Raw genomic sequence first — 13,425 nt, 5'->3', positions numbered from 1 at the left:
TCCGCCGCGCATTCAGGCGAAACGCAGGCATCAGAAATAGCCTTCCTGCTTTTTCTTCTCCATCGATCCGTCGCCTGCATCCTTGTCGATCACGCGGCCCTGGCGTTCGCTGGTGGTGGTGAGCAGCATTTCCTGCACCACTTCGGAGAGGGTGGAGGCGGTGCTTTCGACAGCGCCCGTCAGCGGGAAACAGCCCAGCGTGCGGAACCGCACCGAACGGGTGGTGATATCGGGCTTCTTGCCCATCACCCGTTCCAGCCGTTCGATATCATCGGCCATGAACAGCCCGCCTTCATATTCGTACGTCGGGCGCGGGGCGGAGAAATAGAGCGGCACGATCTCGATATTCTCGGCCATGATATATTGCCAGATGTCGAGTTCGGTCCAGTTGGAGATGGGGAAGACGCGGATGCTTTCGCCCTTGGCCTTGCGCGTGTTGTAGACGTTCCACAATTCGGGCCGCTGGTTCTTGGGATCCCAGCCGTGGTTCGCGGTGCGGAAGGAGAAGATGCGTTCCTTGGCTCTGGACTTTTCCTCGTCCCGGCGTGCGCCGCCAAAGGCCGCGTCAAAGCCATACAGGTCGAGCGCCTGCTTCAGACCTTGCGTTTTCCACATATCGGTGTGCAGCGGGCCGTGATCGAACGGGTTGATGGCCAGTTCCTTCGCTTCCGGGTTCTGGTGCACCAGCAATTCCATGCCCGCATCGCGCGCACTCTTTTCGCGCAGCGCATACATGTCCTTGAACTTCCACGTGGTATCCACATGCAGCAGCGGGAAGGGCGGGGGCGAAGGGTAGAACGCCTTCTTCGCCAGGTGCAGCATCACCGCGCTGTCCTTTCCGATCGAATACAGCATGACCGGCTTCTGCGCCTCGGCCACGACTTCGCGCATGATGTGAATGGCTTCGGCTTCGAGCCGCTGGAGATGGGTGAGGCTTTTCATAGCGCGGCAAGGAATGCCTTGTGCACTGCACCATGGCAAGGGCTAACCCTTATGAGATTTTCTTTCAGGGTTTCAACTTGCGCCGCTTAACCGGCGTGTGGTCCCGGCGTCCATTCCTGATCCGCAGGCAGCGGGGCAAAGATCGCATCGAGTGCGGCCGCGTCCATCTGTTCGGGGGCGGACGGCTGCCAGGCAGGCGCGTTGTCCTTGTCCACCAGCACGGCGCGCACCCCTTCGGCAAAATCGGGCCGCGCGATCATGCGGCAGACAATGGCGTATTCGCGCGCCATTTCGGAGGCAAAATCGCCTGTTGGCGTGGCGAGCTGGCGCAGCGCCACCTTGGCCGATGCGGGGCATTTGGTAGCAACCGCGCGGTATTCCTTGGCCGCCCAGTCGGATGGATCGGACGCCAGCGCGGCAAGGATGGCTTCCAGCGTGGGCGCGGCAAACAGGCGGTCGATCCGCTCCGCATTCTTCTCCAGCCGGGCAGAGGGAGGGGGGCTGGACAGGTCGGCCAGAATATCGCCCGCCGCCTGCGGTTCGCGCGCGATGGCCTCCTTCGCCTCGGCCAGATCGTCCGCCGCCAGATAATGCGTGGCAAGGCCCGCCCACATCGCCTCTGCCCCGTCCAGCCGCGCGCCCGTCAGCGCAAGGAAAGCGCCCAGATGCCCCGGAAGCTGCGCCAGATGATGCCCTGCGCCCGCATCGGGGAACAGGCCAATCGCGCCTTCGGGCATGGCAAGAAGCGTATTCTCGGTGGCGACGCGAAAGGCTGCGGGCAGGGCAATCCCCGCGCCGCCGCCCATCGTTACCCCGTCCATGAAGGCGATTACGGGCTTGGGGTAGATGTGGATCAGGTGGTTGAGGCGGTATTCGGACAGGAAAAAGGCCCGCGCCTTCTCGCCCCCGTCCTCCAGCACCGAAGCGCGAACCGCCACCACATCGCCACCCGCGCAAAATCCGCGTGTGCCGGGCGCGTGCTCGATCAGCACGGCCGCCACGGAGGGATCGCCCTGCCATTGCCGCAAGGCCCCGCCCATTGCATCGCACATGGTCGTGGTCAGCGAATGCAGCGCGCGCGGGCGGCTCAGCGTGATGACGCCCAGTGCGTCCACGCGGCTAGTGAAGATTTCGGGCGAGGTGTGCGGCATCAGAAAGCGTCAAATCCGCCGAAGAGGAAATTGTATTCGCAATCCTGTGGGCGCTGCCCCTCGTTAAACAGCGTAACGCGGCCAACCGCGTCGATCTGCTGCCGGGAAAAGCGGCGGGGAGAAATGAAACTGGCTACACCATGCTCACCATTCCAGATCATTTGCACAAAGCGGAAACCGTCCTTGCGCTCTGCAAACTGGATCATGCCAGCCGCGGTCCGTTCCTGCATCGGTGCTTCTACGGGCGCGGCTGCCCAGCCGATCTCTTGCACCTCAAGACGGCCAAATTCGCCATCCCACACATAGCGTCCGCTGTGGATGCCGCCTTCTTGCGGGGTGATCGTCTCGCCCTCTCTCAGGGCTATCACCGTCGCATAGCCGCAAAACTTGGCTGGCCCGGTGAATATGGATTTATTGCCTTCGCTGGAGTGTGCGCAACCCGCCACAAGAAGGCCAGCCAGGGCGAGAGAACCTGCTGTCAATCGCCTCACTGCCCCGCGCCCACGATGGCTTCGGCCTCGATCTCGACCTTGAAGCCGGGGCCGGCCAGCGCACTGATCGCCACCAGCGTGCCCGCGGGCCGTGCATGGCCGCAGGCGGCGGTAAAGGCATTGGTCACCGCCATGGCATCGGCAATATCGGTCACGAACATCCGCACGCGCACGATATCGTCCGACCGGCCGCCCAGTTGCTGGATATAGTCGATGATCTGTTCGAAACAGCGTTCCGCCTGCCGCCCGGCATCGGGGCTGATGCTGCCATCTTCCTCCACCCCGATATTGCCCGCCACGATGATTCGGTCGCCCACACGGATGGCACGGGTGAACTTGGCCTGTTCCTCGAACGCGCCCAGCGGCGGGATGCGCTGGCGGCCATCATGCGGGCCGGGATCGGCAGTGTCAGCCACAGGAAATCCTCTCGATCAGCATATTGTCGTCATAGGATACTGTAAGGCGATCTGGGCGGTAATCCATCGTCATCGCGCTGCGCGGCGGGCCCCAGCGCAAGGTGCGCGCTCCCGTTTCCCGCAACAGGCGGGTGCCAAGTTCGGCGGAGGCGACTTGCCCGATCAGCCCCTGCACGCCGCTGGCATCGCATTCCCCGGCAGGGAGGTGGGTGGACATATCGCCATCTGTGGCGGTGGTGGCGCATCCGGCCAAGGCCATGCTGCCCGCTGCAAGTCCCAGAATAAGCTTCATCGCCGCTCTCCTATGCTTAGCATACTAACGTTCTCTCTCGCCTTGCCGATTTGCCGATGGTATAGGCAAACACAAGGAGAGAGAACCGATGACTTTGCATATTGATCCCATCACGCCGCGCTTCGGGGCAAGCTGTTCGGGCCTCGACCTCACCCGCCCGCTAACCCCGCAGGAAGTGCGGCAGGTGACCGATGCGATGAACACATGGGGCGTTACCGTGTGGCGCAATACCGGCATGACCGATGAACAGCACGTCGAATTCAGCCGCAATTTCGGCTATCTGGAGCGTGTGCCTGCGCGCGAAGGCGTGAAGATGCGCCTGCCGTTCCGCGAACTGTTCGATGCCAGCAACCTCAATGTCGATGGCGAGATCACGCGCGATCCGGCTGCGATCGAATACCGCAAGGGCGACCGGCTGTGGCACACCGACAGCGCTTTCATGGAAAAGCGCACCTCCTATTCGCTGCTGCTGGCGCATCAGGTGCCCGCCGAAGGCGGAGAGACCTGGTTTGCCGATACCCGGCAAGCCTATGACGATCTGCCGCAGGAAATGAAGGACTTCCTCGAAGGCAAGATCGGCATCAATTCGCTGTGGTGGAGCCGCAAGCAGGCGGGCGCCGCGATTGCGGAGGAGGAAATTGACGAGCGGCCCAAGGCGCGCCACCCGCTGGTGCATATCCACCGCGGATCGGGGCGCAAGGCGCTGTTCATTGCCGCGCACACGATGGATGTCGAAGGCATGGACAAGGCCGAAGGGCGCAAGCTGATTGCCGATTTGATCGCCCATGCCACGCAGCCGCAATATATCTTCAGCGTGAAATGGAATCCCGGCGACATGGTGATCTGGGACAATTTGTGCACCATGCACAAGGGCGGCGAATTCGATTACGCGAACCTGAAGCGCGATATGCGCCGCACAACGGTGCGCGAAGGCACCGAACCGCACCAGATGGAAACCGGCGATGATCCCTATGCCGCGCTGTTCGCGCGCGCGCCCAAGGTGGTCGATATTGCCGATGCGCGGGTGGGCGGACGCTAACCTCTTTTCGCGCAGCAAAGGTGCAGCAAAAAGGCCCGGCTCTATAGGGAGAGCCGGGCCTTTTCGTTATGCGTGAGCCGCGCGCTTAGAAGATGCGGCAGGCGGTTTCAGCCGGGGCGGCGAGCAGCTTTTCCAGCTCGTCATCCAGCTTGAGCATGGTGAGCGAGACGCCGGCCATTTCGATGGCGGTGCAATATTCGCCCACATAATTGCGCGCCACGGTCAGGCCGGTTTCGGCGGCTAGCTTGGCGGCCTTGTTGTAGACCACATAGAGTTCCGCCGGCGGGGTGCCGCCCAGACCATTGACCATCAGCGCCACCCGGTCGCCCGACTGGAAGGGCAGATCGGACTGCACCGCGTCGTAAAGCAGCTTGGTGATCTCGTCTGCGGGCTTGATCTTGGTGCGCTCGCGGCCGGGTTCGCCATGGATGCCCACGCCCACTTCCATTTCGTCATCGCCGATGTCGAAGATGGTGTCGCCCTTCTGCGGCGGGATGCAGCTGGTCAGCGCCACGCCCATGGTGCGGACATTGGCGTTCACCTTTTCCGCCACGGCATAGACCGCGTCGAGATCCGCGCCCGCTTCGGCAGCGGCGCCGGCAGCCTTCATCACGAAGAAATTGCCCGCAACGCCGCGGCGGCCCACGGTGTAGAGCGAATCCTGCACCGCCACGTCATCATTGATGATGAACTGCTTGAGCTTGATGCCTTCGGCCTCGGCCATTTCGCAGGCCATGTCCCATGCCATGCGGTCGCCCTGGTAATTGTTCACCAGCACCAGCACGCCTGCATCGGTTGCGGCGGCCTTGATGGTTTCGTAGCAGGCATCGACCGGCGGCGCGGCGAACACCGGGCCCTGACAGGCGGCAGTCAGCATACCGGGGCCAACCGCCATGACGTGCGCAGGCTCATGCCCCGAACCCGAACCCGAACCCTGCACGATGGCAACCTTGCTGGCGTCGATATTCTTGCGCTTGATCATCTGGAATTCCAGATTGCCTTCAAGCAGGTCGGCATTGGCCGCCAGCACGCCGGACATGAATTCCGGCACGAAATTGGCCGGATCGTTGACGAACTTCTTCATGTGTCATTCCTCTCCATGGAACGGTTGAAACGGGAAAACCTGAAGCGATTCCGCAAAGGGAATCAGCGGGCAAGCTCCGCAGCCTTCGGAGTGTAGTCCACGCCGTAGTGCTTGCACCAGTCGTAAAGGATGGTGGCGATGCCCACGATGCCCGGATCGGGCGTGTTGCTGCTGCGTTCGCCCACCTGGCTGGCGCGGCCGCGATGGGCGACCAGCGAACGGGTTTCGTCGATAGCCTCATCGGCCACCTTGGTGACAGCGGCCAGAACCGCCTTCAGATCGCTGCCGTCCATTGCCTGCATCGTTTCGTGGATCGGGATCAGCGCGTCGAGCAGCGTCTTGTCGCCGCGCTTGGCCCCGCCGCGCGCCATGATGCCTTCCAGCGCCGAGCCGACCATGGCGGTCAGCGTGGCGTAATCCACTTCCGTCATGCCCTTGGCCGCCATGCCGGCGCGCATGAAGCCGGTGCCCCAGATGGGGCCGGACGAACCGCCCACGTGCTTGGAACAGATCATGCTGATCTTGAGCAGCATGGCGCCGATGGCGCTTTTGTCGATCGTGGGCAGATCGGCCTTGATCACTTTGAAGCCGGTGGCAAGCGACGTGCCGAAATCGCCGTCACCCGCCAGCCCGTCGAGGTCGGAGAAATACTTCTCGTTGCGGATCACCGTGTCGCAGGTGACGTCGATTGCCTGTTCAATATCGGCAAGGGTAAGCGTGGACATTCAGTCTCCCTTTCGTTTCGCGGCTTCTCAGGCGGCGGACTTGGCCGCCGCGTTGAGCGCGTTGAGATCATCGATGGTGATTAGCACAGGATCATCGCCCAGTTCGGGCACCACCTTCACCGCTTCGGAAAAATCCTCCTCAGCGGTGTAGGTGCTGGTGGTGATCAGCGTGGGGATCCCGGCGCCGGTGGCGGCAAGCAGGCCGTTGCGGCTGTCTTCCACCACCATGCATTCGGATGCCGGCAGGCCCAGCGTTTCCAGCGCCAGCAGATAGATGTCGGGCGCGGGCTTCTTCTTGGCCACCACATCGCCCGCGTGGACGAATTCAAACGCCGCCTTGCGCTCCGCCCCGAACAGGTCGAGCACCGCATCGATGAATTTGGGGTTCGATGTGGTGCACACGCCCAGCCGCACGCCTGCCGCCATCGCCTCGTCAATGATGCGCAGGATGCCGGGGCGCACCGGCAGATCGGCCACGATCTCGCTGGTGAGCTTCGTCTTTTCCTTGTGCAGCGCGGCGATCAGTTCCTGCTTTCCGCCGAACTTGGCGACCTGATCTTCAGGCCAGCCAAATTCGTCGAAATACACCGTCATGCGTTCCTTGCCGCCGGCGGTCAGCAGCAGGCGGGCATACAGATCGACGCTCCATTCGGCATCAATGCCGAACTGCTTGAAAGCCAGATTGAAGCCCACGCGGTGCGCATCGCGTTCGGTGTCGACCAGAACGCCGTCGCAATCGAAAATCAGAGCCTTGAACATATCGCTGCGCTCGCTCCCTCAGGCCGCTTCGAGCTGGCTGGAGAGGAAGGCTGCGCCCTGATCCTTGCCGCCGAACTTTTCGATAAAGTCGGCAAACATGGCCTTGCACGCCTGATACTGCGCATCGCCCACGCGCAGGGGTTCGAAATCCTTGGGATTGGCGAGGTGGTAATCGACGAAGCTCTTGACCCAGACGTGCTTGAGATTGGTCGAGATGTTGATCTTGGCCGCGCCGCGCGCAATCGCCTTGGCAAAGGTTTCGTCCGACAGGCCGGTGCCGCCATGCAGCGCCATAGGCGTCTTGGTGGCGGCGTTGATCGCGGCGATGCGTTCAAAATCCACATTCGGCTCGCCATGGTAGAAGCCGTGCGCCGTGCCGACCGCGCAGGCAAAGGCCGACAGGTCGAGCGCGTCGCAGAAGCGCTTGGCATCTTCGGGATCGGTCAGCACGCTGTCCGCCTCGTCCACCACCATGTCGTCTTCCACGCCCATGATCTGGCCCAGTTCGGCTTCCATGCCCACGCCATACTTCTCGGCGATTTCACGCACTTTCAGCGACTGGGCGAGGTTTTCCTCGAACGGCAGTTCGGACGCATCGATCATGATCGAAGTCCAGCCGGTGCGGGCGCATTCCTCGATCATGGCGATGTCGTGGCAGTGATCCAGATGCAGCACCACGGGCACGGGCGAATCCTCTGCCACGGTGCGCACCCAGGATACGATTTCCTTGTGGCTGAAATATTTGATCGTCTTGGACGAGGTCTGGCAGATCACCGGCGCGTTCAGCCCTTCGGCGGCTTTCACCATCGCCTTGGTGGTGTTGTAATCGACCAGGTTGAAAGCGGCGACGGCATAGTGATTGTCCATGGCGTGACGCAGCAGCGGCTTCATGTTGACCAGCGGCATGATAAGCTCCTTGTTATCCGGCAGGCGCGCTCAAAGCTCCCCAGCGTGCGGCCCTACGACTCGGCTCCATAGCCAGACTCGGCCACAGGTGCCACCCGTCAATGCGGGGCAATTACCAAGTGCGACAAATTGGAGCGGGAGGGGGACGTTATTGCTTGGCAAGCCAGTCGGCGATCCGCTGTTGCGCGGCCTTGTCCGCCGCTTTCAGAAACCGCTCGGAACGAACTGCCACAATCCTCCCGTCGGGGCCGAAGATCACGTCATTGGCTGCCCAGTTATTGCAGGGCACACACAGGGGGATGAGGTTGTCGACTGTCGCAGGCTTGTTGGGGTCCATATGGCCCTTGTCGGGGTTTTTCGTGGTTGCACCACAATGCGCGCACTTGCCCTTGTAAAGAACGCACAATTCATGCCAATCCTTCGCACCTGCGCGGCCTTCGCGCGTCAGCCGCTCGTTGCGCAGGAATGTTGCATCGGGCTGCGCAAGCGAGGCTAGGGCATAGGAACCGCGCGGCATACGCTCACCACTCGCCAAGGTGTTGGAATGGGGTTCGCCGCGACCGCTAAGCAGGATTGCCCAGCCGTCGCTGCGCAGATGCCGCGCCTGAGTGTCTGCTGCACCGCCTGCCACCTGTCCTACATACCAGCCCAGACTATCCTTGTTGACAGGTTCGCCGATGAAGAATGACAGGCCCACCAACTGCGCTTGCTTGACCTTCGACGAAGGCCATTTGACGCCCAAAGAGGACAGGTTTTTGTCCCAAAGCTGCTTTACCCTCGCCAGCTGGCTTTCAAATTGGTCGACATGGCTTTGGTCAAGATTGCGCATCATATTCATGGGTGCCAAGGTGTTCTGTACATGGGGCCGCAGATGCTTCAGATCATGGCATCAGCCAGCCGCTTCTCAGCCAGCGCGACATAGGTAGGGTTGATTTCAATGCCGATCCAGTCGCGTTTGAGTGATTGTGCTGCCACGGCTGTCGATCCCGAGCCGAGAAAAGGGTCCAGCACAGTTTGGCCTTCACTTGAGAACAGTTCAATGAGATGGGACAGAAGGCGCAGGGGCTTGGGCGTCAGATGTTCTGCCGCCACACCGCGCTCTGCGAGATCAGCCTTTTCCACCTGCATGACATTGGACGGGCGCGAACCATCAAGCGATGCATCGGCATTCATCAGCCCAGTTTTCCAGCGCTGCCAGTTTTCCACAAAAGTGCCCTGCCGGGGTTTCTGGGCAAGAATGATGCTTTCGTGCTGGCCCCGCAGTTGCGGGGTTTTGAGCCCTTCCATCTCCGCGATTATCTGCCTCTTCTTCCAGTCAGGCAAATCCATCCGTTCGATGAAGTGGTTTTGGCTGAAAGCCTTGAACTGCGTGCGCTTGGTATAGTGCCAGACGCAAAGATCACGTATCTCGAACCCCTGATCTTCCAAAGCAATCGCCATGCGGTGACTCAGGCGCGGCTGACTGAATACCAGCGCAAATGCGCCCGGCTTCATGCATCGGATCAATTCGCCTGCAATTCCGGACATGAACTGCTGCAAAGCCTTCCCCTGCGCTGGATCAAACTTCATGCCAACAGGGAGGCCGCCCACCGTGCCAGTTGCGCGGGGCGCTTCCTTGCCGCCTTTGCGCCAGCCATTGTCCAGCCCGTCCAGAAAATAGGGTGGATCGGTGACGACAAGGTCAATGGCTTTGTCTTTGATATGTTTAAGAAAAGTGCGGCAATCGCCCTGATGAATGCGATTGGAAGCGAGGCCAGGCCTGGCTTCGGTAAGCAGATCGTCGCAGCTTTCATGCGTCTGGAGTGCAATTTCAAACACGGCGGTCCTCCTTCGCATTGATTTGCGCCATTCATGCACCAATGGGAACGCAAGGTGAACCTGCAAAATCGACTTTGCACCGCTTTTGCGCCAATTGACCCGCGCTTCCCTTTGGATTGACCGAAACGGGCAACACAGCTAATCGGCACCCCGCGCCGCGGCCGTGCGGGTGTAGCTCAATGGTAGAGCAGCAGCTTCCCAAGCTGACGACGGGGGTTCGATTCCCCTCACCCGCTCCAACTTTCGGCTCGCTCTGCGTGCCAATGTGCTAGTCAGTAAAGCCATGACGGCCTTCTTCCTCTCCTTTCTCGCAGCCCTGCTGCTGGGCGCGGCGGGCAGGGACGGGGTGCGGGTCGCGCGGCTTTCGGCAGGCTCCGGCCCGGCCACGGCCTTGGGCGCGGCGCCGGGGCTGGTGCTCGCCATCTGGTTCAGTGCGCTTGCCGCATCGGCCCTGGCGGCGGGGGCGGGCGCGTGGCTGGCCCCGCAAATGCCGGGGCCTGCGCGCACCATGTTCGTGGCAATGGCACTGGGCGTGGCGGCGCTGGAGCTGGCGGTGCGCAAGGCGCCGCGCGCTCCTGCCGAACCCACCCGTTCCACCGGCGCAATCCTGATCGTTCTGGCCGCCGCGCAGATCACCGACAGCGCGCGTTTCGTGATTGCCGCGCTGGCCGTGCTGACGCGAGAGCCGTGGCTGGCGGCGGCGGGCGGCACGCTGGGCAGCGGGGTGGCGCTGACGCTGGCGGCGCTGGCGGGCGGGGAATGGGAACGGCGCCTGCCTCTGCGCGCAATGGCCCTGGCGCTGGCGGGGCTGCTGCTGCTGGCCGCGCTTATGATCGACCTTTCCGTTCGCGGCGTGCTTTTCTGATCGCTTTTTGCGATCAAACTGGCGAGGGCTTTGCATGAAACCTTTGCCCGGTTGCCGAGTTATAAGGGCGAATGCAAACAACGGAGGCTCACATGGCCAAAACCGGCGACAATTCGAAAACCGCCCTGATTGAAGGGCTGAACGGCCTTTTGGCCGATCATCTGGCGCTCTATTTCAAGACCAAGAATTTTCACTGGCACGTCACCGGCCCGCGGTTCCGCGACCTGCACCTGCTGTTCGACGAACAGGCCGCCGCGATTTTCGCGCAGGTTGACCTGATTGCCGAGCGGGTGCGCAAGAACGGCGCGCCCACGCTCACCTCGATCGGATCGGTGATGAAGGCAACGCAAATCGCGGATCAGGACAAGGCGGGCCTTTCCGCCGAGGACATGATCGCCGAACTGCGGGACGACAACGCAAGGCTGGTGGACAGTCTCAAGGCGCTGAAGGAGCACGCCGAGAAGGCGGGCGACAACGCGACCGATGGCCTGATTGATGACTGGACCGATCAGGCGGAGGAGCGCGTCTGGTTCCTCTCCAGCCTGCTCGCCTGACGCAATCCCCCGCCGCGCCCCGGCCTCTCTGAAGCCCTCCGCAGGGCCGGCGCGGCACACACGAAGGCCGCCGGAACCCATCGCGTTCCGGCGGCCATTGCTTTAGAGGCAGGCACATGAGCGATATTGCAATAATTCCGGGCGCGGATGATCGCGCAATTGCCGACTGGCTGGAGGCACGCCTTGCCGCCGCGCTGACCACCTCGACGGGCGAGGTGGCGATCAGCGTGCCGGGCGGATCCACCCCCTTTCCCATCCTTGCCGACCTTGCGGCACGTGCGCTGGACTGGTCGCGCATCACCGTGTGGCCGGGCGACGACCGCATCGTGCGCGAAGATCACCCTGCCAGCAATGTGGGCCGCATCCGCGTTCTGCTGGAACCGGTTGGCGCGCGCATCGTGCCGCTGGTGGAAGGCGCATTCCCGCCGCATTTTGCGGTCACCTGGCTGGGCATGGGGGCGGACGGGCACATTGCCAGCCTGTTTCCGAACACCGATCCCGATCCCGCCGATCCGATCAGGCTTCGCCGTTTGACTCCCGATCCGCTGCCGCCCGAAGCCCCGTTCGACCGGTTGACGCTGACCATCCCTGCCCTGCTGGACTGTGATGAACTGCTGATCGTCATGCGCGGAGATGACAAGCGCGTGGTGTTCGATAGCGCGTTGCGCGGCGAACACGATCTGCCGATCGCGCGGCTGCTCCGGGCGGCGCGGCAGCCGGTCACGTGCTTCACCTGATTCCCGCTTCGCTGCACCGCCAGCTTTACCGCGTGGCGCACCGGCTGCGCGGCCTATGGCTGCGGCTGCGCGGGGGCGAGGTGCACGGGTGCAGCATCATCGCGCGCGATGCGACGGGCCGCGTGCTGTTGGTGCGCCATTCCTATGGCAGCGGCTGGTGGGCCTTTCCCGGTGGCGGTATGCACCGGGGCGAGGACGCACTGGCCGCAGCCTTGCGCGAATTTGCCGAGGAGCTGGGCTGCACCGTCACCGATCCTGTGCACCTTGCGACGGTGGAGGAGATGTTCCACGGCGCGCGCAATGTGGCGCATATCTTCACCGGACTGATCGATGGGGAGCCATTGCCCGACGGGCGCGAGATCATAGCGGCGCAGTTCTTCGCGCCCGACGCCCTGCCGCCCGATACCGCGCCCAATGTGCAGCGGCGGCTGGCCTTGCTGACGCCTACAACAGGCTGAGCTGCGCCTCGTCGCGTGGCGGCTTGGCCCGCGCATCGTCACCATGGTCGAGATTGGCCAGCGTCAGTCCCATCAGCCGGATCGGTGCGGGCAGCGGCAATTCGTCCTCCAGCAGGCTGCGGGCGATGGCAGCAAATTGCCCCTCGTTTTCGATCCAGCCCGCCACGCTGCGCGAACGGGTGGCGAGGGTGAAGTCGCGGTATTTCAGTTTCAGCACCACGGTGCGGCCCCGCACCACCTTTTCGTCGGAGCGCGCCGCCTGCTTCGCCGCGATCCGGCCCCAGACAATTGCGATGATATCCTCCAGCGTGGCGCGCAAGGCATCCGGCGCGTGGATATCCGCGAAGAAGGTGCGTTCGCCGCCGATGGATTTCGCCACCCGGTCGGGGCGCACGGGGCGAAGGTCGATCCCCCGCGCCGCGCGGTAGAGGTAATCGGCAAAGCTGCCGAAATGTGCGCGCAGAAAGGCAATGTCCTTCGCCGCCAGATCGGCCCCCGTCCGGATGCCCAGCGCCGCCATTCTTTCCGCGCCGCGCGGGCCCACACCGTGAAAACGCCTGACCGGCAGGCCCGCGACAAAGGCCGCGCCCTGGCCGGGGCGGATCACGCACAGCCCATCGGGCTTGTTCTGGTCGCTTGCCAGCTTGGCGAGGAACTTGTTGTAGGAAACACCCGCGCTCGCCGTCAGCCCGGTTTCGGCGCGGATCGCGGCGCGGATCATCTGCGCGATGCGGGTGGCGCTGCCGATGCCCTGCAGATCCTGCGTCACATCCAGATAGGCTTCATCAAGGCTGAGCGGTTCGATCAGCGGCGTGTAGCGGGCAAAGATCGCGCGGATCTGCTGCGAAACTTCGCGGTAAGCCTCGAAACGGGGGCGCACGAAGATGAGGTCGGGGCATTTGCGGCTGGCGGTGACAGAGGGCATCGCGCTGCGCACGCCAAACTTGCGCGCCTCGTAACTCGCCGCCGCGACCACGCCGCGCCCGCCTGCGCCGCCCACCGCCACGGGGCGTCCGCGCAATTCCGGATGGTCGCGCTGTTCCACGCTGGCGAAGAAGGCGTCCATATCGACATGGATAATCTTGCGCAGGCCCGGCGGGCTGTCAGCTTCATCCTTGGCTGCCTCCTGCGCTTCGTCGGATCGGCCCGCTTCGTCCATGGGCGCACTTTAGGCCACTTCCCCCTGCC

Annotated in this window: 17 protein-coding genes and 1 tRNA gene; 6 read left to right on the top strand and 12 right to left on the bottom strand. The window is 63.0% G+C overall.

Translation table 11 applies throughout. The features are described 5' to 3' along the window. Positions 1-30: 30 nt before the first annotated feature. From cysD to WFP44_RS07120, 5 genes are all read right to left on the bottom strand, one after another. Positions 31-942: a sulfate adenylyltransferase subunit CysD gene (cysD, locus tag WFP44_RS07140; RefSeq protein ID WP_336925743.1), complete on the bottom strand. Its 912-nt coding sequence runs from the start codon at positions 940-942 to the stop codon at positions 31-33. 86 nt (positions 943-1,028) lie between these two features. After that, the gene (locus WFP44_RS07135) at positions 1,029-2,093 is read right to left on the bottom strand and encodes an enoyl-CoA hydratase/isomerase family protein (protein WP_336925742.1); all 1,065 of its coding nucleotides are present in this window, start codon (positions 2,091-2,093) and stop codon (positions 1,029-1,031) included. Further along, complete coding sequence (locus WFP44_RS07130) at positions 2,093-2,575, bottom strand: hypothetical protein (RefSeq protein WP_336925740.1); 483 nt, start codon at positions 2,573-2,575, stop codon at positions 2,093-2,095. Before WFP44_RS07130 ends, WFP44_RS07135 begins: the two co-directional genes overlap by 1 nt. Positions 2,576-2,580: 5 nt before the next feature. Continuing rightward, positions 2,581-3,000, bottom strand: a complete 420-nt coding sequence (locus WFP44_RS07125; RefSeq protein WP_336925738.1) for a Rid family hydrolase — start codon at positions 2,998-3,000, stop codon at positions 2,581-2,583. Then, complete coding sequence (locus WFP44_RS07120; protein WP_336925736.1) at positions 2,993-3,292, bottom strand: I78 family peptidase inhibitor; 300 nt, start codon at positions 3,290-3,292, stop codon at positions 2,993-2,995. The genes WFP44_RS07125 and WFP44_RS07120 overlap by 8 nt, the downstream gene beginning before the upstream one ends. Positions 3,293-3,380: 88 nt before the next feature. On the opposite strand from WFP44_RS07120, the gene WFP44_RS07115 reads away from it, so the two are divergent. After that, positions 3,381-4,331 (top strand): TauD/TfdA dioxygenase family protein, encoded by a 951-nt coding sequence (locus tag WFP44_RS07115; RefSeq protein WP_336925735.1) that lies wholly within the window; start codon positions 3,381-3,383, stop codon positions 4,329-4,331. Positions 4,332-4,416: 85 nt separating this feature from the next. Here WFP44_RS07115 and WFP44_RS07110 read toward each other — a convergent pair whose 3' ends face one another. From WFP44_RS07110 to WFP44_RS07085, 6 genes are all read right to left on the bottom strand, one after another. Then, entirely contained in the window at positions 4,417-5,415 is a 999-nt protein-coding gene (locus tag WFP44_RS07110) for a dihydroxyacetone kinase subunit DhaK (RefSeq protein WP_336925734.1), read from the bottom strand. Between the two features lie 62 nt (positions 5,416-5,477). Continuing rightward, entirely contained in the window at positions 5,478-6,140 is a 663-nt protein-coding gene (gene dhaL / locus WFP44_RS07105; RefSeq protein WP_336925733.1) for a dihydroxyacetone kinase subunit DhaL, read from the bottom strand. A 27-nt stretch (positions 6,141-6,167) separates the two neighbouring features. Further along, positions 6,168-6,899 (bottom strand): HAD-IA family hydrolase, encoded by a 732-nt coding sequence (locus WFP44_RS07100; protein WP_336925732.1) that lies wholly within the window; start codon positions 6,897-6,899, stop codon positions 6,168-6,170. 18 nt (positions 6,900-6,917) lie between these two features. After that, positions 6,918-7,805: a class II fructose-bisphosphate aldolase gene (locus tag WFP44_RS07095; protein ID WP_336925731.1), complete on the bottom strand. Its 888-nt coding sequence runs from the start codon at positions 7,803-7,805 to the stop codon at positions 6,918-6,920. A 148-nt stretch (positions 7,806-7,953) separates the two neighbouring features. After that, a complete protein-coding gene (locus tag WFP44_RS07090; RefSeq protein WP_336925730.1) occupies positions 7,954-8,637 on the bottom strand; it encodes an HNH endonuclease in 684 nt (227 codons plus the stop codon). Positions 8,638-8,681: 44 nt separating this feature from the next. Next, positions 8,682-9,623 (bottom strand): DNA-methyltransferase, encoded by a 942-nt coding sequence (locus WFP44_RS07085; RefSeq protein WP_336925729.1) that lies wholly within the window; start codon positions 9,621-9,623, stop codon positions 8,682-8,684. A gap of 165 nt (positions 9,624-9,788) precedes the next feature. Here WFP44_RS07085 and WFP44_RS07080 point away from each other — a divergent pair. The 5 genes from WFP44_RS07080 (at position 9,789) to WFP44_RS07060 (ending at position 12,237) form a co-directional block, all read left to right on the top strand. Beyond that, positions 9,789-9,862, top strand: a tRNA-Gly gene (locus WFP44_RS07080). Between the two features lie 44 nt (positions 9,863-9,906). Next, on the top strand, positions 9,907-10,488 hold the full coding sequence (locus WFP44_RS07075; RefSeq protein WP_336925728.1) for a hypothetical protein: 582 nt from the start codon (positions 9,907-9,909) through the stop codon (positions 10,486-10,488). Positions 10,489-10,580: 92 nt separating this feature from the next. After that, the gene (locus tag WFP44_RS07070) at positions 10,581-11,042 is read left to right on the top strand and encodes a Dps family protein (protein WP_336925727.1); all 462 of its coding nucleotides are present in this window, start codon (positions 10,581-10,583) and stop codon (positions 11,040-11,042) included. 116 nt (positions 11,043-11,158) lie between these two features. Beyond that, a complete protein-coding gene (locus WFP44_RS07065) occupies positions 11,159-11,779 on the top strand; it encodes a 6-phosphogluconolactonase (protein WP_336925726.1) in 621 nt (206 codons plus the stop codon). Then, the gene (locus WFP44_RS07060) at positions 11,767-12,237 is read left to right on the top strand and encodes an NUDIX domain-containing protein (protein ID WP_336925725.1); all 471 of its coding nucleotides are present in this window, start codon (positions 11,767-11,769) and stop codon (positions 12,235-12,237) included. The genes WFP44_RS07065 and WFP44_RS07060 overlap by 13 nt, the downstream gene beginning before the upstream one ends. Here WFP44_RS07060 and dinB read toward each other — a convergent pair. After that, positions 12,224-13,396, bottom strand: a complete 1,173-nt coding sequence (gene dinB, locus WFP44_RS07055) for a DNA polymerase IV (RefSeq protein WP_336925724.1) — start codon at positions 13,394-13,396, stop codon at positions 12,224-12,226. The two genes, WFP44_RS07060 and dinB, sit on opposite strands and share 14 nt — an antisense overlap. Between the last annotated feature and the right edge of the window lie 29 nt (positions 13,397-13,425).

The sequence above is a fragment of the Alteraurantiacibacter palmitatis genome (assembly GCF_037154115.1).
In the GTDB taxonomy this organism is placed as follows: domain Bacteria; phylum Pseudomonadota; class Alphaproteobacteria; order Sphingomonadales; family Sphingomonadaceae; genus Alteraurantiacibacter; species Alteraurantiacibacter palmitatis.
The sequence above is the reverse complement of the archived record's forward strand: the minus strand, read 5'-3'. Positions and strand labels throughout refer to the sequence as shown.

Bases quoted from the DNA above. Each gene is read 5' to 3' on its own strand.
- WFP44_RS07065 (WP_336925726.1), top strand. From the start codon at position 11,159: ATGAGCGATATTGCAATAATTCCGGGCGCGGATGATCGCGCAATTGCC.
- dinB (WP_336925724.1), bottom strand. From the start codon at position 13,396: ATGGACGAAGCGGGCCGATCCGACGAAGCGCAGGAGGCAGCCAAGGAT.
- WFP44_RS07075 (WP_336925728.1), top strand. From the start codon at position 9,907: ATGACGGCCTTCTTCCTCTCCTTTCTCGCAGCCCTGCTGCTGGGCGCG.
- cysD (WP_336925743.1), bottom strand. From the start codon at position 942: ATGAAAAGCCTCACCCATCTCCAGCGGCTCGAAGCCGAAGCCATTCAC.
- dhaL (WP_336925733.1), bottom strand. From the start codon at position 6,140: ATGTCCACGCTTACCCTTGCCGATATTGAACAGGCAATCGACGTCACC.
- WFP44_RS07090 (WP_336925730.1), bottom strand. From the start codon at position 8,637: ATGATGCGCAATCTTGACCAAAGCCATGTCGACCAATTTGAAAGCCAG.
- WFP44_RS07100 (WP_336925732.1), bottom strand. From the start codon at position 6,899: ATGTTCAAGGCTCTGATTTTCGATTGCGACGGCGTTCTGGTCGACACC.
- WFP44_RS07115 (WP_336925735.1), top strand. From the start codon at position 3,381: ATGACTTTGCATATTGATCCCATCACGCCGCGCTTCGGGGCAAGCTGT.
- WFP44_RS07070 (WP_336925727.1), top strand. From the start codon at position 10,581: ATGGCCAAAACCGGCGACAATTCGAAAACCGCCCTGATTGAAGGGCTG.
- WFP44_RS07120 (WP_336925736.1), bottom strand. From the start codon at position 3,292: ATGAAGCTTATTCTGGGACTTGCAGCGGGCAGCATGGCCTTGGCCGGA.
- WFP44_RS07135 (WP_336925742.1), bottom strand. From the start codon at position 2,093: ATGCCGCACACCTCGCCCGAAATCTTCACTAGCCGCGTGGACGCACTG.
- WFP44_RS07110 (WP_336925734.1), bottom strand. From the start codon at position 5,415: ATGAAGAAGTTCGTCAACGATCCGGCCAATTTCGTGCCGGAATTCATG.
- WFP44_RS07095 (WP_336925731.1), bottom strand. From the start codon at position 7,805: ATGCCGCTGGTCAACATGAAGCCGCTGCTGCGTCACGCCATGGACAAT.